Annotated in this window: 18 protein-coding genes; 4 read left to right on the top strand and 14 right to left on the bottom strand. The window is 72.9% G+C overall.

All coding sequences use genetic code 11. The annotated features are described in order from the left end of the window. The first annotated feature begins 201 nt into the window (after positions 1-201). The gene (locus ACFVGY_RS32970) at positions 202-588 is read left to right on the top strand and encodes a hypothetical protein (protein ID WP_385684645.1); all 387 of its coding nucleotides are present in this window, start codon (positions 202-204) and stop codon (positions 586-588) included. A 36-nt stretch (positions 589-624) separates the two neighbouring features. Here the strand turns inward: ACFVGY_RS32970 and der are convergent, their stop codons facing one another. The 4 genes from der to ACFVGY_RS32950 all read right to left on the bottom strand — a co-directional run bounded on the left by der (position 625) and on the right by ACFVGY_RS32950 (position 4,871). Further along, positions 625-2,082 carry a ribosome biogenesis GTPase Der gene (der, locus tag ACFVGY_RS32965; RefSeq protein ID WP_385684642.1) on the bottom strand — a complete coding sequence of 486 codons (1,458 nt, stop codon included), beginning with the start codon at positions 2,080-2,082 and terminating at the stop codon, positions 625-627. A gap of 107 nt (positions 2,083-2,189) precedes the next feature. Beyond that, entirely contained in the window at positions 2,190-2,885 is a 696-nt protein-coding gene (locus ACFVGY_RS32960) for a lysophospholipid acyltransferase family protein (protein WP_385684640.1), read from the bottom strand. Further along, positions 2,834-3,544, bottom strand: coding sequence for a (d)CMP kinase (gene cmk, locus ACFVGY_RS32955; RefSeq protein WP_385684637.1), 711 nt, complete (start codon positions 3,542-3,544; stop codon positions 2,834-2,836). The genes ACFVGY_RS32960 and cmk overlap by 52 nt, the downstream gene beginning before the upstream one ends. Before the next feature lie 238 nt (positions 3,545-3,782). Then, complete coding sequence (locus ACFVGY_RS32950) at positions 3,783-4,871, bottom strand: prephenate dehydrogenase (protein WP_385684634.1); 1,089 nt, start codon at positions 4,869-4,871, stop codon at positions 3,783-3,785. A 306-nt stretch (positions 4,872-5,177) separates the two neighbouring features. Here ACFVGY_RS32950 and ACFVGY_RS32945 point away from each other — a divergent pair, with 306 nt between their 5' ends. The 3 genes from ACFVGY_RS32945 to ACFVGY_RS32935 all read left to right on the top strand — a co-directional run bounded on the left by ACFVGY_RS32945 (position 5,178) and on the right by ACFVGY_RS32935 (position 7,046). Beyond that, complete coding sequence (locus ACFVGY_RS32945) at positions 5,178-5,519, top strand: DUF952 domain-containing protein (protein WP_385684631.1); 342 nt, start codon at positions 5,178-5,180, stop codon at positions 5,517-5,519. A gap of 131 nt (positions 5,520-5,650) precedes the next feature. Next, entirely contained in the window at positions 5,651-6,142 is a 492-nt protein-coding gene (locus ACFVGY_RS32940; protein WP_385684628.1) for a Rieske (2Fe-2S) protein, read from the top strand. A gap of 118 nt (positions 6,143-6,260) precedes the next feature. Further along, complete coding sequence (locus ACFVGY_RS32935; protein ID WP_385684626.1) at positions 6,261-7,046, top strand: DNA polymerase beta superfamily protein; 786 nt, start codon at positions 6,261-6,263, stop codon at positions 7,044-7,046. Between the two features lie 15 nt (positions 7,047-7,061). On the opposite strand, the gene ACFVGY_RS32930 is transcribed toward ACFVGY_RS32935, so the two are convergent. From ACFVGY_RS32930 to ald, 10 genes are all read right to left on the bottom strand, one after another. Further along, positions 7,062-8,084: an ADP-ribosylglycohydrolase family protein gene (locus tag ACFVGY_RS32930; RefSeq protein WP_385684623.1), complete on the bottom strand. Its 1,023-nt coding sequence runs from the start codon at positions 8,082-8,084 to the stop codon at positions 7,062-7,064. Further along, positions 8,081-8,836 carry an NUDIX domain-containing protein gene (locus tag ACFVGY_RS32925; RefSeq protein ID WP_385684620.1) on the bottom strand — a complete coding sequence of 252 codons (756 nt, stop codon included), beginning with the start codon at positions 8,834-8,836 and terminating at the stop codon, positions 8,081-8,083. Before ACFVGY_RS32925 ends, ACFVGY_RS32930 begins: the two co-directional genes overlap by 4 nt. A 5-nt stretch (positions 8,837-8,841) precedes the next feature. Continuing rightward, positions 8,842-9,939, bottom strand: a complete 1,098-nt coding sequence (locus ACFVGY_RS32920) for an AAA family ATPase (protein ID WP_385684617.1) — start codon at positions 9,937-9,939, stop codon at positions 8,842-8,844. Beyond that, positions 9,936-10,532 carry a nicotinamide riboside transporter PnuC gene (gene pnuC, locus ACFVGY_RS32915; protein ID WP_385684614.1) on the bottom strand — a complete coding sequence of 199 codons (597 nt, stop codon included), beginning with the start codon at positions 10,530-10,532 and terminating at the stop codon, positions 9,936-9,938. The genes ACFVGY_RS32920 and pnuC overlap by 4 nt, the downstream gene beginning before the upstream one ends. A gap of 133 nt (positions 10,533-10,665) precedes the next feature. Further along, on the bottom strand, positions 10,666-11,850 hold the full coding sequence (locus ACFVGY_RS32910; protein ID WP_385684611.1) for a pseudouridine synthase: 1,185 nt from the start codon (positions 11,848-11,850) through the stop codon (positions 10,666-10,668). Next, positions 11,850-12,500 carry an SMC-Scp complex subunit ScpB gene (gene scpB / locus ACFVGY_RS32905; RefSeq protein ID WP_385684608.1) on the bottom strand — a complete coding sequence of 217 codons (651 nt, stop codon included), beginning with the start codon at positions 12,498-12,500 and terminating at the stop codon, positions 11,850-11,852. Before scpB ends, ACFVGY_RS32910 begins: the two co-directional genes overlap by 1 nt. Before the next feature lie 21 nt (positions 12,501-12,521). After that, complete coding sequence (locus ACFVGY_RS32900) at positions 12,522-13,577, bottom strand: segregation/condensation protein A (protein ID WP_385684605.1); 1,056 nt, start codon at positions 13,575-13,577, stop codon at positions 12,522-12,524. 315 nt (positions 13,578-13,892) lie between these two features. Next, positions 13,893-14,405 carry a hypothetical protein gene (locus tag ACFVGY_RS32895; RefSeq protein ID WP_385684602.1) on the bottom strand — a complete coding sequence of 171 codons (513 nt, stop codon included), beginning with the start codon at positions 14,403-14,405 and terminating at the stop codon, positions 13,893-13,895. After that, positions 14,390-15,550, bottom strand: a complete 1,161-nt coding sequence (locus ACFVGY_RS32890; protein WP_385684599.1) for a ParA family protein — start codon at positions 15,548-15,550, stop codon at positions 14,390-14,392. Before ACFVGY_RS32890 ends, ACFVGY_RS32895 begins: the two co-directional genes overlap by 16 nt. Positions 15,551-15,885: 335 nt before the next feature. Then, complete coding sequence (ald, locus tag ACFVGY_RS32885) at positions 15,886-17,001, bottom strand: alanine dehydrogenase (RefSeq protein ID WP_385684596.1); 1,116 nt, start codon at positions 16,999-17,001, stop codon at positions 15,886-15,888. Positions 17,002-17,123 lie beyond the last annotated feature (122 nt).

The raw sequence follows: 17,123 nt of genomic DNA, 5'->3' as shown, positions 1-17,123 counted from the left end.
CCGCGGCCGTCACCGACGCCGACGGGCGCCGCGCGCAGCCGTACGCCGAGCGTGCCGTCGCCCAGCGGGCGCACCTGGGCCCGGCGATCTGCGTTTTTCTGTCCTTCCGGCCGCATCCGCGAGGGCCCCGGGGTCGTTTGCTGATACGTGCATTCATACGACCCCTCCCGCGCCCCTGCCCATCCGAGCACCGTCTCCCCGATGCGCCCCGTACGGGACCGGGACGGCGCTCCGGCCGCCCCCTCGCACACCCCCATCTACGACACGCTCTACTCGGAGTACCTGCGCGCCTTCCGGGCCCTTCCGGGCGACCGGAGCGGCGAGGAGGACCTCGCCTTCACCTCGTTCTCGTACGGCGGCTCCTACACCGGTTCCGTCGTCGGCACCGGTACGTACGGCAGCGGCTGGAGCGGCTCCGGCTGGCAGCCCGAGCCCTGGCAGCCCGCGTACCCGCCGCTTCCGCAGCCCTCGTACGCGTACGCCGCAACCGGCACCGCGACCGGCACGTACGGCAGCGGGCGGCAGCACCAGACCGGGATGCACCACATCCCGGCGGCCCTGCCGCCCGCTCCGCGCCGCGGCTACTGACCCGGGAGACCCCGGACCCGCCCGCCGCCGCTCCTCCTACTTCTTGCGCTGGGCGCCGCGCTTCTCGCGCACCCGCACGGAGATGTGGATCGGGGTGCCCTCGAAGCCGAACTCCTCGCGCAGACGGCGCTCGATGAAGCGCCGGTAGCCGTGCTCCAGGAAGCCGGAGGCGAAGAGCACGAACCGCGGCGGCTTGCTGCCCGCCTGGGTGCCGAACAGGATGCGGGGCTGCTTGCCGCCGCGGATCGGGTGCGGGTGCGCCGCGACGATCTCGCCGAGGAAGGCGTTCAGCCGGCCGGTCGGGACGCGCGTCTCCCAGCCCGCGAGAGCGGCCTCGATCGCGGGGACCAGCTTCTCCATGTGGCGGCCGGTCTTCGCCGAGACGTTGACCCGGGGCGCCCAGGCCACCTGCTGCATCTCGGTCTCGATCTCGCGCTCGAGGTAGTAGCGGCGCTCCTCGTCGAGCTCGTCCCACTTGTTGTACGCGATCACGACGGCGCGGCCGGCCTCGACGGCCATGGTGATGATGCGCTGGTCCTGGACGCTGATGTTCTCGCTCGCGTCGATCAGGATGACCGCGACCTCCGCCTTCTCGACGGCGGCGGCGGTGCGCAGCGAGGCGTAGTAGTCGGCGCCCTGCTGGAGGTGGACGCGCTTGCGGATGCCGGCGGTGTCGACGAACTTCCAGGTGACGCCGCCGAGTTCGATCAGCTCGTCGACCGGGTCCCGGGTGGTGCCGGCCAGCTCGTTGACGACGACGCGCTCCTCCTTGGCGACCTTGTTCAAGAGGGAGGACTTGCCGACGTTCGGGCGGCCGATGAGCGCGATGCGGCGCGGGCCGCCGAGCTGGGCACCGCCGAAGGACTGCGCCGGGGCCTCCGGCAGCGCCTCCAGGACGGCGTCGAGCAGGTCGCCGGTGCCGCGGCCGTGCAGCGAGGACACGGGGTAGGGCATGCCGAGGCCGAGGGACCACAGCATGGCCGCGTCGGCCTCGCCCGCCTGGCCGTCGACCTTGTTCGCGCACAGGACGACGGGCTTGCCGGCGCGGCGCAGCAGCTTGACGACCGCCTCGTCGCTGTCGGTGGCGCCGACCTTGGAGTCGACGACGAAGACGACCGCGTCGGCGGTCTCGATGGCGTACTCGGCCTGGGCGGCGACGGAGGCGTCGATGCCGAGGACGTCCTGCTCCCAGCCGCCGGTGTCGACGACCTTGAAGCGGCGGCCGGCCCATTCGGCCTCGTAGGTGACGCGGTCGCGGGTGACGCCCGGCTTGTCCTCGACGACCGCCTCGCGACGGCCGATGATGCGGTTCACCAGGGTCGACTTGCCGACGTTCGGGCGGCCGACGACGGCGAGGACGGGCAGCGGGCCGTGGCCCGCCTCCTCGATCGCGCCCTCGACCTCTTCCAGGTCGAAGCCTTCCTCCGCGGCGAGCTCCATGAACTCCGCGTACTCGGCGTCGCCGAGCGCTCCGTGGTCGTGCTGGTCGTTCATGAAGTCCGTTCCTCGTCGTTCGTGGTGATCGGTGGCAGCCGGGCGGGATCCCCGCGGCCTCCGCGGACGGTGCCCGCGGCGGCTGCCACTACTGGGTCAAGTCTCGCTCAGCGCCCGGTGAGGCGCTTGGCATCGGCCAGGTGTGCGGTGAGCCTGCTCTGGATGCGGACGGTGGCCTCGTCCAGGGCGGTACGGGTACGGCGGCCGGTGCCGTCGCCCGCGTCGAAGGGGGAACCGAAGACGATGTCGACCCGGCTCTTGAACGGCGGCAGCCCCCGTATCAGGCGTCCCTGGCGGTCGGTGCTGCCCAGGACGGCGACGGGCACGACGGGCGCGCCGGAGCGGACCGCGAAGTAGGCGAGGCCGGCGCGCAGCGAGGCGAAGTCGCCCTCGCCCCGGGTGCCCTCGGGGAAGATCCCCAGGGCGCCGCCGTTGTCGAGGACCGCCAGCGCCTTCGTGATCGCGGTGCGGTCGGTGCCCGAACGGTCGACCTTGACCTGGCCGATGCCGTCGAGGAAGGTCCCGAGCGGGCCGACGTACGCCTCCTTCTTGATCAGGAAGTGCAGCGGCCGGGGCGCCGTGCCCATGACCATGGGCCCGTCGATGTTGTGGGCGTGGTTGACGGCGAGGATGACGGGGCCCGAGGCGGGCACGCGCCAGGCTCCCAGTACGCGGGGCTTCCACAGCCCGTACATGAGCCCGACGCCGATCCGCCGGCCGACCGCCGCACCCTTGAGGGAGGGCGTGTCACTCACTTGCGGCCCGCCCCCGCCCTCTTCTCCTCGACCAGGGTCACGACGCACTCGATGACCTGCTCCAGGGTCAGCTCGGTGGTGTCCACCTCGACGGCGTCGCCGGCCTTGGCCAGCGGCGAGGTCTTGCGGCCGGAGTCGGCCGCGTCCCGCTTGATCAGGGCTTCCCGGGTGGCCGCCAGGTCGCCGGCCTCCTTGCCGCGCAGTTCGCCGTTGCGGCGGGCGGCACGGGCCTCGGCAGAGGCGGTGAGGAAGATCTTCAGGTCGGCGTCGGGGAGGACGGTGGTGCCGATGTCCCGGCCCTCGACGACGATCCCGCCCTCGGCCGCGGCGGACACGGCGATGGTGCGCTGCAGCTCGGTGATCAGGGTGCGGACCTCGGGGACGGCGCTGACGGCGCTGACCTTGGAGGTGACCTCCTGGGTGCGGATCGGGCCGGAGGCGTCCAGCCCGTCGACGGTGATCGTCGGAGCGGCCGGGTCCGTCCCGGAGACGATGGTCGGCTTGCCGGCGGCCACGGCGATGGCCTGCGGGTCGTCGGTGTCGACGCCGTTGCTGATCATCCACCAGGTGATGGCCCGGTACTGGGCACCGGTGTCCAGGTAGCGCAGCCCGAGCTTGGCGGCCACGGCCTTGGAGGTGCTGGACTTGCCCGTGCCGGAGGGACCGTCGATGGCGACGATCACGGCGGACGGAGCTGCGGTTTCCACGGTGCGGGCACCTTCCTGGTTGCGCGTGCGTGTCAGGGCGCGACAAAGCACCCCTGTCCAAGGTTACCGGCCCGCGCCACGATCACCGCCCGCCCGGTCCCGGACCAGGTCCGGGAGGCGGGCGGGGCGGGCGCGGAACCCCGGCCGGGACGGGGCGCGGAACCCGGCCGGGAGGGGCGCGGGACCCCGGTCGGGGCGGGGCGGAACCCGGTCGGGCGGGCCACCGGTCCGCGGGCGACTACTGCTGGCGCAGGGCCCAGCCGCGGTCGCGGAGCTCGGCCGTCAGTGCGGCCGCGGCCCGCGGCTCGACCATCAGCTGCACCAGGCCCGCCTGCTGCCCGGTCGCGTGCTCGATCCGGACGTCCTCGATGTTGACCCCGGCCCGGCCCGCGTCCGCGAAGATCCGGGCGAGCTCGCCCGGCTGGTCGCTGATCAGGACGGCCACCGTCTCGTACGCCATCGGTGCCGTGCCGTGCTTGCCCGGCACCCGTCCCCGGCCCGTGTTGCCGCGGCGCAGCACGTCCTCGATGCCGGACGCTCCCCCGCGCCGCTCCTCCACGTCGGCGGATTCCAGGGCCCGCAGCGCCTCGACCGTCGCGTCCAGGTCGGCGGCGATGCCGGCGAGGACGTCGGCGACCGGCCCCGGGTTCGCGGAGAGGATCTCCACCCACATCCGCGGGTCGGAGGCGGCGATCCGGGTCACGTCCCGGATCCCCTGGCCGCAGAGCCGTACGGCGGTCTCGTCCGCTTCCTCCAGGCGGGCGGCGACCATGCTCGACACCAGCTGCGGGGTGTGCGAGACGAGCGCGACCGCACGGTCGTGCGCGTCGGCGTCCATGACGACGGGGACGGCCTTGCACAGGGCGACCAGCTCCAGCGCCAGGTTCAGCACCTCGTGGTCGGTGTCCCGGGTCGGGGTCAGCACCCACGGCCGGCCTTCGAAGAGGTCCGCGGTGGCGGCGAGCGGTCCGGACTGCTCCTTGCCGGCCATGGGGTGGGTGCCGATGTAGGCGGTGGTGTCCACGCCGAGCGCCGCCAGCTCCCGCCGCGGCCCGCCCTTGACGCTGGCCACGTCCACGTACGCCCGGGCCAGGCCCCGTCCGATCGCTTCGGCCAGGGTCGCGGCCACGTGCGCCGGCGGCACGGCCACGACCGCGAGGTCGACCGTGCCGTCGGGCGCCTTGTCGGTGCCGGCGCCGAGGGAGGCGGCCGTACGGGCCTGGGCCGGGTCGTGGTCGGCCAGGTGGACGGTGATCCCGCGGGCGGACAGGGCGAGCGCCACGGAGGTGCCGATCAGTCCGGTTCCGATGACGACGGCGGTTCTCACGGGCGCTCCAGGGTTGGCGGTGTTGCGTTACGGCACGTCAGGGCCAGCCTATGCGCTCCGGGGGAAGGGTCCCGGGGCCGTCGACCGTCCGCGGGCCGTTGAGGCCGGTCGTGCGGCTGCCGAACAGCAGCCGGCTGCACGACGGCTCCTGGACCGGCGTCCGCGCCGCACCGGACCGGACTGGACCGGACAACGAAGACCGGACAACGAAGGGGGACGGCGCCCGCACCGCCCGGCGACCGGCCGCCCACGCCGTACGGAGCCGCGTCACGGGCGGGACGGGACCCCTGCGGTACAACGATCGGCATGATCTTCCACATCGTCCCGCTCGCCGACTGGACCACCGCGCCCGATCTCCCGTACGCCCCGCCCTCCCTCGACTCCGAGGGGTTCGTGCACTGCTCCGCGGACCGTCCGACGGCGCTCGGGATCGCGGACGCGCACTACCGGGACGTCCCGGGGCCGCTCCTCGCGGTCGAGTTGGACGAACGGGCCCTGACCGCGGAGGTGAGCCGGGAGGGTGAATCGGGCGCCCGCTACCCGCACGTCCACGGCCCGCTGGACCGGGCGGCCGTGATCCGCCTCTGGGAGGTGGTCCGCCGGGCCGGCGCCCCGGCGGAGCTGGCCCCTTGGGAGCCTGGTGCCTGAACGGGCGGCGCGGCGGGGTGCACCCGGGCCCGCCGCACGCCAGGATTCTCCTCGCGACCCCCCCACCCGGCGGCCCCGGCCACCCGGCGCGACCGGGCGACCCCGCCGCGGCCTTGAACGAGGAGCAGCGCATGAGCGACCCCCAGCACACCGCCCGACGCACCGTACTGGCGGCAGGAGCCGTCGCCGCCCTGTCCGGCGGCGTGCTCACCGGCTGCGGCAGCGACTCCGAGAAGTCCGCGCAGACCCCGCCGAAGGGCGAATCCCCCGAGGCCGCCACCCCCGGCCCCGCGGGCACGGCCGCGGCGTCGCCCACGACGGGCGGCGACGGGTCGCAGGCGCTCGTGAAGGCGTCGGCGGTGCCGGTGGGCGGCGGCACCGTCATCACCGCCAAGAAGCTGGTGGTCACCCAGCCGTCGGCCGGGACCTTCCGCTGTTTCACGGCGGTGTGCACGCACCAGGGCTGCCTCGTGAACAAGGTGGCGAACGGCACGATCGACTGCCCCTGCCACGGCAGCAAGTTCAACGTGTCCGACGGGGCCGTCGTCCACGGCCCGGCGACCCGCCCGCTGGCGCAGCAGAACATCGCGGTCTCCCCGTCGGGCGACATCACCCTGGCCTGACCCGCGACCCCACCCGCGGCCTGTCCCACGGCCTGTCCCGCCGCCCCACCCGCCGGCCAGCCCGGCCGGCCCGGTAATCCCTTCGCACGCCGGGGGCGCGGCTGCGTACGCTCCCCGAATGACCGCCGCACCCGCACCGACCACGCCCGCCGAAGCCCCGGACCACCACGCCCTGGTACGCGACCACACGGTCTACGCGTGCGTGATGGGCTCCCGGGCGTTCGGCCTGGCGACGGAGGCGAGCGACACCGACCGGCGCGGCGTCTTCCTCGCCCCGACGCCGCTGTTCTGGCGCTTCGAGAAGCCGCCGACCCATGTGGAGGGTCCGCGGGAGGAGGAGTTCAGCTGGGAGCTGGAACGCTTCTGCGAACTCGGCCTGCGCGCCAACCCGAACATCCTGGAGGTCCTTCACTCCCCCCTGGTGGAGACCCTCACCCCGGTCGGGGAGGACCTCCTCTCGCTCCGCGAGGCGTTCCTCTCCCGCCGGGCCCACGCCACCTTCACCCGGTACGCGTCCTCCCAGCACGCGAAGCTCCGGGCGGACGTCCGCACCCACGGCGCCCCGCGCTGGAAGCACGCCATGCACCTGGTGCGGCTGCTGCTGTCCTGCCGCGACCTGCTCCGCACGGGCCGCATGACGATCGACGCCACCCCGCACCGCGACCGCCTCCTCGCCCTGAGGCACGGCGAACTGACCTGGCAGGAGGTGGAGTCGTGGATGACCCGCCTCACGGAGGAGTCCGAGGCGGCCCTGACCACCACCCCCCTCCCGGAATCCCCGGACCACGCAGCGATCGAGTCCTTCCTCACCCGCGCCCGTCGGGCGTCGGCGCTGCGGTGGGCGATGGCGGACGACCAAGTCGTCCGGCGCCGCATGCGCGCTCGCCCCGTCGCGCAGGGCTGACGCGGCCCGGGCGTGTCACGCGTCCCAGAGGGTGGCGTGGGTGAGGAGGTCCTCGCGGTATTCGATGACCGACGTCCAGGCTTCCGGCCAGGCGTCCGCGCCGAGGTGGGCGCCGGCGAAGGCGCCGGCCAGGCAGGCGATGGAGTCCGAGTCACCGGCCGTGCAGGCGGCGCGGCGCAGGGCCGTGAGGGGCTCGTCCGGGAAGAGGAGGAAGCACTGGAGGGCCGTGGCGAGGGCTTCTTCCGCTATCCAGCCTTCGCCCGTGGTGAGGCAGGGGTCCGTTTCCGGGGACGGGTTGCGCAGGGCCGCCGTCAGCCGGTCCAGGACGGCCAGGCACTCGTCCCAGCCGCGGGCCATGAAGGACTCCGGGGTGGCGTCCGAGGCGGTGCGCATCCAGAGGTCGCCCAGCCATCGCTCGTGGTAGCGGGTGCGGTTGTCCAGGGCGTACGAGCGGAGCAGGCCGACCAGGCCCGTGACCTCCGTGCCCTGGGCCAGGAGGTACACCGCGCGGGCCGTCAGGTCCGAGGCCGCGAGGGCGGTGGGGTGGCCGTGGGTGAGGGCCGACTGGAGCTGGGCGGCGCCGGCCCGCTCCTCCTCCGTCCAGCCGGGAACGAGGCCTATCGGGGCCACGCGCATGTTGGCGCCGCAGCCCTTGGAGCCGATCTGGCTGGCGTCCCGCCAGTCCCGGGCCGGGTCCTTGAGGAGGCTGCAGGCCCGCAGGCAGGTGTTGCCGGGGGCGCGGTTGTTCTCCGGGGACTGGTACCAGTCGACGAATTCCTCGCGGACCGGCCGGGTGAGGCGGAGCGGGCCGATGGGGCCGCGGTCCGTCGCCGTGCGGATGCCGCGGGCGAGGGCCAGGGTCATCTGGGTGTCGTCCGTGACGATCGCCGGGCGGGGCAGGCGCATCTGTCGCCACGGGCCGGTCTTCGCCAGGATCGACGGGACGTCGTTGAACTCCGTCGGGAAGCCCAGGGCGTCCCCGAGGGCCAGGCCCAGGAGGGATCCCGTCGCTGCGCGTTTCGTCGCCGTCTTCGTCATGTCGTCGGGGTTCCTTCCGTGGGCGTGGGCGTGGGGCGGAGCAGCGGGGGGTGCAGGGCGGTGGCCGGGCCGGCCCGGTAGAGGGCTGCCGGTTTGCCGCGGCCGCCGGTGAGCCGGGCGGCTCCGGGCACGGCTTCGACGAAGCCGGGGGTGGCGAGGACCTTGCGGCGGAAGTTGGGCCGGTCCAGGACGGTGTCCCAGACCGTCTCGTAGACGGACTGGAGCTCCCCCAGGGTGAACTCGGGCGGGCAGAACGCGGTGGCCAGGCAGGTGTACTCCAGCTTCGCGCCGACCCGGGAGCGGGCGTCGGCGAGGATCACCGCGTGGTCGAAGGCCAGCTGCCCGGTCTTCCCCACCGGCATCCAGCTGGCGCGGTCCGCGTCGCCGCCGCCCCCTTCCGCCGGCTCGGGCATGTCCGGGACGAGAGCGGTGAAAGCCACCGACACCACCCGCATCCGGGGGTCCCGGTCCGGTTCGCTGTACGTGCGCAGCTGCTCCAGGTGGAGGGCCGCGACGACCGGATCCGGCAGGCCGGTTTCCTCGGCCAGTTCGCGACGGGCCGCCGTCTCCGCGGACTCGCGGGGCAGGACGAAGCCGCCGGGAAGCGCCCAGGCGCCGGCGTACGGGTCCTGGCCGCGCCGGATCAGCAGGACGTGGAGGGCGCCGTCGCGGACGGTGAAGACGGCCAGGTCGACCGTCACCGCGAAGGGGGCGAAGGCGTGCGGGTCGTAGTCCGGCCCCGGGTCCGTCATCGTCGTCAGCGCCTTTCCGGGAGGGGGGCGGTGAAGTGCCAGCCCTCGGCCAGGAGTTCGTCGACCGCCTCGATCGCCGTGCGCAGGCGTGCCTCCCGGTCGCCGCGGACGAGCAGGTGGCGCCGCCCGGTCCGGTCCAGCTCCTCGCGGAAGCGGTCCGTCATCCACGGCCGCAGGTGCGGGCCGTCGCGCAGGCCGTCGTCCTCGAAGGGGACGTCCGCGTGGTCCGTCAGCAGGTACAGGTCTCGCCGGCGCAGGGCGCCGATCCGCTCGACCTCCTCGTTGCGGCCGCCCACGTACCGCTCGTGCCAGATGCCGGTCGCGAAGGAGTCGGTGTCGCAGAAGAGGACGGGTGAGCCCGCGCGGGCCGCCCGGTCCTCGTCCTCGTCCTGGCGGCGGGCGATGACCGGGAACTCCTCGGAGGTGAAGTCCACGTCCTCCCAGGTCGCCGCCGGGTCGGTGGTGCGGGCGGCCGCGAGCTTCTCCTCGCTGTACCTGCGGCCGTACTCGGCGACCCAGCCCGTTTCCGCCCACACCCCGCCGCGGCCCCGGTAGTGCTCGGCGAGCGCCTGCGACAGCGTCGTCGTCCCGGTGGACTCGGCGCCGAGGACGACGACCCGCCGGGCCAGCGCGGACCGGACCGCCGGGCTGAGGTACGGCCAGCAGCGGACGGGGTCGGCGCGGACCGCCGTCCCGGAGACCGGAAAACGGCTCCGGCCGGGGTCCACGAGGACCTCCTCGGCCCCGAACCGCCGGGCGAGCTCCGTGCCGTACTCCTCCGAGGTGAACACGGCGTCCACCGGCTCGGGCACCGCGCTCCGGAAGACCGCCATGTGCGCGTCCCAGATCGCCGGGTCGTGCAGGTCCACGGGTACGTCGTCGACCGCGCCGACGACCCGGACACCCGCCCGCCGGTGCGCGTCCCGCATCCAGGCGACGCGGTCGGCGAGCGGCACCGACTCCACGGAGGCCGCGCAGACCAGTACGGTCAGCCGCTCGCACTGCGCGGCCGCGGTGTCCACCAGGTGGTGGTGGCCGGCGTGCGGCGGGTAGAACTTGCCCAGCACCAGCCCGTGGGCGTACCGCCGGTCCGTGCCGCTCATGCCGTCGCCTCCGCGGTCGTACGCCCGGCAGTGCCCGGCAGCGTGCGCCGCCAGCCGATCAGGCCGGCCACGCACAGGGCGAGGAAGCCGACGTAGAGGGCGGCGGTCAGGTACAGGCCCTTGTACGCGTACAGCGGGACGTAGACGAGGTCCGCGGCGATCCACAGCCACCACGATTCGACGAGCTTGCGGCACTGGCCGTACGTGGCCATGAGCGAGAGCCCGGTGGTCAGCGCGTCCCAGAACGGAACGGTGGAGTCCGTGGCCCAGTCCAGCAGCAGCGTGAGGGCGAGCACCCCCACCGCCCCCGCCGCGGCCAGTACGGCCCATTCGGTGCGCGTGGTGCGGCGCACCGGCAGGGCCCCGGTGGTTCCTGGTCCACCCCCGTGGGTCCAGGACCACCAGCCGTACGCGGCGAGGGCGATGAAGACGATCTGCAGGCCGGCGTCGGCGTACAGGCCGGCCCGGGTGAACAGCACGATGAAGAAGACGTTGTTGGCGATGCCGACCGGCCAGTTGGCAAGGTGCTGCCGGGCCACGAGCCAGACGCACAGGGCCCCGGTGGCGAACCCGAGTACTTCGGTCCAGCTCACGAGAGCATCGACCCCCTCACTCCCTTAATGGTCAGTCTGACTATAAACAGCACGGGAGGGGCCGGGCAAGCAAAAAGCCCGCAGTGCCACAGGGCACTGCGGGCTCCGTCGCGGACGGGCCGGGGCCGGCGTCCTACAGACCGACCTCGCGCATCAGCATGCCGACCTCGGTGTTGCTCAGGCGGCGCAGCCAACCCGACTTCTGGTCGCCCAGCTCGATCGGGCCGAAGGCGGTCCGGACGAGCTTCTCGACCGGGAAGCCGGCCTCCGCCAGCATCCGGCGGACGATGTGCTTGCGGCCCTCGTGGAGAGTCACCTCGACCATGTAGTTCTTGCCGACCTGGTCGATCACGCGGAAGTGGTCGGCGCGTGCCCAGCCGTCCTCCAGCTCGATGCCGTCCTTGAGCTTCTTGCCGATGTCGCGCGGCAGCGGGCCGGTGATGGCGGCGACGTACGTCTTCTTCACGCCGTACTTCGGGTGCGTGAGGCGGTGCGCCAGCTCACCGTGGTTGGTGAGCAGGATGACGCCCTCGGTCTCCGTGTCGAGCCGGCCCACGTGGAAGAGCCGGGTCTCGCGGTTGGTGACGTAGTCGCCCAGGCACTGCCGGCCGTCGGGGTCCTCCATGGTGGAGACGACGCCGACCGGCTTGTTCAGCACGAAGAACAGGTACGACTGGGTGGCGACGGTCAGGCCGTCGACCTTGATCTCGTCCTTGGGCAGGACGCGCTTGCCCTGCTCCGTGACGATCTCGCCGTTGACCTCGACGCGGGCCTGCTCGATCAGCTCCTCGCAGGCGCGCCGCGAGCCCATGCCCGCCCGGGCGAGCACCTTCTGCAGCCGCTCGCCCTCCTGCTCGGCACCCGGGAAGGTCTTCGGGGTCCTGATCACCGGCTTGTCGGCGTACCGGTCGCGCACCCGCTCCTCGATCCGGGCCTCGAACTCGCGCGACCGGGAGGGACCGCCGTAGCCGGCCTCGCCGCGCCGGGCGCCGCCGCCCTGGCCGCCGCCGTAGCCGCCCTGGCCACGCTGGCCGCCGCCCTGGGAGCCCGAGCCCGTGGGCTTCTTCGGGCCGCCCTTGGCGCCGCCGCGCGCGGCCGGGCCGCGGGAGCCGCGGGTGCGCTCGCCCTCGGGGCCGACGTCGTAGAGGCGCTCCTCCGGGCGCGGACGGCGCGGACGCTGCGGCGCGCCGCCCGCCCGGTCGTCGCGCGCGTTGCCTGCGCCGCGGTAGTTGCCGCGCCCGCGTCCGTCTCCGCCCTTGCGGCTGCCGCCGCCGCCCGTGTTCCGGTTGCCGCCGTTGCCGTTGCCGCTGCTTCGCATCAAAGTTCCGTCGTCTTGTCGTCTTCTTCGGTGTCCGGTGCGTCCGGATCGAACGACGGAACACCTTCCTGCGTCTCGGCTTCGATCGCGTCCGCCTCGGGGAGGAAGGGCGCGAGCTCCGGGAGCTCGTCCAGGCCGCGCAGGCCCATCCGCTCCAGAAAGTAGTTCGTCGTCCTGTACAGGATCGCACCTGTTTCGGGTTCCGTGCCCGCCTCGGCGACCAGACCCCGCTGCAGCAGGGTCCGCATGACCCCGTCGCAGTTCACTCCGCGCACCGCGGAGACCCGGGAGCGGCTGACCGGTTGCCGGTAGGCGACCACGGCCAGGGTCTCCAGGGCGGCCTGGGTCAGGCGGGCCTGTTGTCCGTCCAGGACGAACCGCTCGACGGCCGCCGCGTACCGGGGGCGGGTGTAGAACCGCCAGCCGCCGGCGACGAGCCGCAGCTCGAAGCCGCGCTGCTGGACGGTGTACTCGTCGGCGAGCTCGCGCAGGGCGTCGGCCACCTCGCGCGGGCTGCGGTCGAGGACGCGCCCGAGGTGCGCCTCGGTCGCGGGCTCGTCCACGACCATGAGGACGGCCTCCAGGGCGGGCTTCAGCGGCATCCCGGCCACACCGCCAGCGGTGTCGTCGGCCCTGCTGTCGTCGCTCATGCGCTCATTCATTCCACGTGCTCATTCCGTGACGTCCACGGGACGGTCGAACTCGTCCGTGACGACGGGCATGCCGTCGCCGTCCCCGCCGGTCCAGCGGACGGTGAGGGTCCGCAGGGCGTCTTCCTGGTCGAGGACCACCGCCTTCTCGCGGTACAGCTCCAGGAGGGCGAGGAAACGGGCGACGACGGTGAGGGTGTCGCCGGTGTCCTCGGTGAGGTCCTGGAAGGTGGCCGTGCCGCGCTGCTTGAGGAGCGCGACCACCACGGCCGCCTGCTCGCGCACGCTGACCAGCGGCGCGTGGATGTGGTCGACGTAGACCTGCGGCTTGGCCCTGGGCTGCATGGCCGTGACCGCGAGGCGGGCGAACCCTTCGGCGCCGATGCTGATGACGACGTCGGGCAGGAGCTCCGCGTGGTGGGGTTCGAGGCCGACGGTGCGGGGGTAGCGCTTGCCCTCGGCCTCGTTCCGCTCTTCCAGGATCGCGGCGATCTGCTTGTACGCGCGGTACTGGAGCAGTCGTGCGAAGAGCAGGTCCCGGGCTTCGAGGAGGGCGAGGTCCCCCTCGTCCTCGACCTCGGCGGCGGGTAGCAGCCGTGCGGCCTTGAGGTCGAGCAGGGTCGCGGCGACGACCAGGAACTCGGTGGTCTGGTCGAGGTCCCAGTCCGGGCCCATGGCGCGGATGTGCGCCATGAACTCGTCGGTGACCTGGGAGAGGGCGACCTCGGTGACGTCGAGCTTGTGCCGGGAGATCAGCTGGAGCAGCAGGTCGAAGGGCCCCTCGAAGTTGGCGAGCCGCAGCGTGAAGCGGCCGTCGCCGCCCTGCCGGGCCGCTGAGACCTCCGGCGCCTCCTGGGCCTCAGGTGTGCGCTCCGATACCGCCACAGGGGCTTCAGTGGCCGCCTGAGCGGGTTCGGGGGTGCCGCCGGTGTCGACGGGCCCCTCGTCGGACGCGGGCCGCTCGGCAGCCGTCTGCGGCCGCGCGGGCGCCACGGGCGCTACGGGTGCCACGGGCACGCCCGGGCCGCGGCCCAGGTTCCGGCGTGGCGGGCGGCCGGGTTCGGCGGGAGAGGGCATCGCAGTCCAGGGTGGTACGGAAGAACGGGCCGATCGGCCACCCCCAAGACTCCCACGAACCGGAGCCCCCGCGGCCCCCGGACCCGCCCCGCCCTGCGGCCCGGACCCGGGCAGCGCGGCCCCGAGCGCGCGATCGCCGGGCCGGCACGTGAGGCGCAGGCCGAAGGGAGGGCGGGTGCCGCCCAGGGGCGAAAGCCGCCCCCGGCCCGCAGCGCTCGGGGGGCGGCACGGGCGCCGGACGGGGCTGCCAGGAGGGCTCGGGGCCGGGGCGGAGGATCCCGACGGGGGCCCGCGGCAGGGGCGGAGCCGCTGGGGTCAGCGTCCGCGGAGGCGGCGGACCAGGATGCTCGCGTCGCCGCGGGACTCCAGGTCCGCGAGGACGACCGCCACCGCCTCGCGGACGATGCGGCCGCGGTCCACCGCGAGGCCGTGCTCGCCGCGGAGCACCAGGCGGGCGTGCTCCAGGTCCATCAGCTCCTCGGCGGAGACGTAGACCGTGATCTTCTCGTCGTGCCGCTCGCGCCCGCTGGGCCGGCGGCTCGCCGTCCGGCCCGGGGTCTTGCCGCGCCGGGCGGGCGGGGTGACAGAACCTTCCTGCGGCCGCCGCGGGGCTCCCACCACAGGGTCCGTGCGCTCCGTGCCGGCCGCCGCCTCCCGGCCGCGGCCCTCCGCCGACGGGTCGGGGGCCTGCCCCGGGGCCGCCGAGTGCTCCGACGGAGCCTCCGGGGCCTCGTCGCCGCCCCGCTTCGGCGAGGACGACTGCAGCGCCATCCCGCCGGTCGTACGGAAGAGTTCGTCGGCTCCGGGCAGACTCACTCGGCGTGACACCGGGCGAGCACCTCCCTGGCCAACTGGCGGTAGGCGGCGGCGCCGACGGAGTTCGACGCGTACGTGGTGATCGGTTCGCCGGCGACCGTGGTCTCCGGGAAGCGCACCGTACGGCCGATGACCGTGTGGTAGACGTGGTCGTCGAACGCCTCGACGACGCGCGCGAGCACCTCGCGGCTGTGCACCGTGCGGGAGTCGTACATCGTGGCGAGGATGCCGTCGAGCTCCAGCTCGGGGTTGAGCCGCTCCTGCACCTTCTCGATGGTCTCCGTGAGGAGGGCGACGCCGCGCAGGGCGAAGAACTCGCACTCCAGCGGGACGATGACCTTGTGAGCCGCCGTCAGGGCATTGACCGTCAGGAGGCCCAGCGAGGGCTGGCAGTCGATGATGATGTAGTCGTAGTCGTTCATCAGCGGCTTCAGCGCCCGCTGTAGCGTCGACTCGCGCGCGACCTCGCTGACCAGCTGCACTTCGGCAGCGGAAAGGTCGATGTTGCTCGGCAGCAGGTCCATGTTGGGGACCGCCGTCTTGAGCAGCACCTCGTCGGCCGACATGCCCCGCTCCATGAGCAGGTTGTAGACCGTCAGGTCGAGTTCCATCGGGTTCACGCCGAGGCCCACGGACAGGGCGCCCTGCGGGTCGAAGTCGACGAGCAGCACGCGGCGCCCGTACTCGGCGAGCGCGGCACCCAGGTTGATGGTGGACGTGGTCTTGCCCACGCCGCCCTTCTGGTTGCACATCGCGATGATCTTCGCGGGACCGTGGTCGGTCAGCGGACCCGGGATCGGGAAGTACGGCAGCGGCCGTCCGGTCGGGCCGATCCGCTCGCGGCGCTGGCGGGCAGCGTCGGGGGCGAGTGTGGCCGCGTACTCGGGGTCCGGCTCGTACTCCGCGTCGGGGTCGTAGAAGTGCCCCTCGGGCACCTGGTCGTAGTCGGCGAAACCAATGGGCGAATCGCCGCTGTGGTCGCCGGCCGTGGAGTTCACGTCTAGGCCGTCCATGCTCTTTTGGGGCGTCGTCATGTGCTGGTGGTTTGCGAAGGTGCGGACTGCGACGGAGCCGACAGCTTCGAGCCCGGCCGGGCCCTGGCCCCGCTCAGGCGTTCCTGCTCGACCACCCCCAGGAGTAAATGTCGACTTATTCACAAGTCGTCTTACCTCCTCGGACGTGACCAGGACACTTATCGATAGGTCAGCGTGGCACCATGCCGACGGTTGGCGACTCTATGGCGTGTCACCGCTCAGCGGCAACACAATCCACTGGACCGGCAACGATGTGTCGGCATCCGAACACCACTCTGTCAAGGGTGTCCGGCCCGCATCTGCGAAGTTTCGCAGGTGTGCGAAAGGGTTAAAGGGTTACGTTCGAGGCGAGTTGAGGGACGGACGCAGGGCTTCCGCAAACGCATCCGGCCGGACCTTGCGGGCAAGGTCCGGCCGGATACGTGAGATTGACGTCAGTCGTTGACGGGTTCGTCGGGTCAGCCGAGCAGTGCGCTGAGCTCGACGGACTCCAGGCCGTGGGCCTCGGCGACCGGGCCGTAAACGACCTTGCCGTCATGGGTGTTGAGGCCGAGCGCCAGCGCGGGGTCGCGGCGCAGCGCCTCGACCCAGCCGAGGTTCGCGAGCTGCACGATGTAGGGCATCGTGGCGTTGGTGAGCGCGTAGGTGGAGGTGTTCGGGACCGCGCCCGGCATGTTGGCGACGCAGTAGAAGACCGAGTTGTGGACCTGGAAGGTCGGCTCGGCGTGGGTGGTCGGACGGGAGTCCTCGAAGCAGCCGCCCTGGTCGATGGCAATGTCGACAAGTACACTTCCGGGCTTCATCTTGGCGACGAGCTCGTTGGTGACCAGCTTGGGGGCCTTCGCACCCGGGATCAGCACAGCGCCGATGACGAGGTCGGCCTCGACGACGGCCTTCTCCAGCTCGAAGGCGTTGGAGACGATCGTCTTGACCTTGGTGCCGAAGACCTTGTCGGCCTCGCGCAGCTTGTTGATGTCGCGGTCGAGCAGGGTCACGTGGAAGCCCATGCCGATGGCGATCTGCACCGCGTTCCAGCCGGAGACGCCGCCGCCGATCACCACGCACTCGCCGGCGTGGGTGCCGGGGACGCCGCCGGGCAGCACACCGCGGCCGCCGGCCGAGCGCATCAGGTGGTAGGCGCCGACCTGCGGGGCCAGGCGGCCGGCGACCTCGGACATCGGGGCGAGCAGCGGGAGCGCGCGGTTGGCGAGCTCGACCGTCTCGTACGCGATGGCGGTGGTGCCGGACTCCAGCAGCGCGTCCGTGCACTCGCGGGAGGCCGCCAGGTGCAGGTACGTGAAGAGGGTCTGGTCCTTGCGGAGGCGGTGGTACTCCTCGGCGATGGGCTCCTTGACCTTCAGCAGCAGGTCCGCGGTCGCCCACACCTCGTCGGCGGTGGCGAGGATCTCGGCGCCGGCGGACACGTACTCGGCGTCGGAGATCGAGGAGCCGACACCGGCGTTCTGCTCGATGAAGACCTGGTGGCCGTTGCGGACCAGCTCATGCACGCCGGCGGGCGTGATGGCGACCCGGAACTCGTTGTTCTTGACCTCGCGGGGGATGCCGACCTTCATCGTCGATCACGGTCCTTGGCTCAGGGGATATAACGGGGCACTTCCATACATACCCGTCCACAAGGCGCGCAACGGGATGCACCACAAGATGACGTGGTGGAGCCAGTCTAATGAAGGATGAG

Origin of the sequence: Streptomyces sp. NPDC127106, from assembly GCF_042677605.1 — a bacterium.
In the GTDB taxonomy this organism is placed as follows: Bacteria; Actinomycetota; Actinomycetes; order Streptomycetales; family Streptomycetaceae; genus Streptomyces.
Note: the sequence above shows the minus strand (reverse complement) of the source record. Positions and strands in the feature narration are given on the sequence as shown.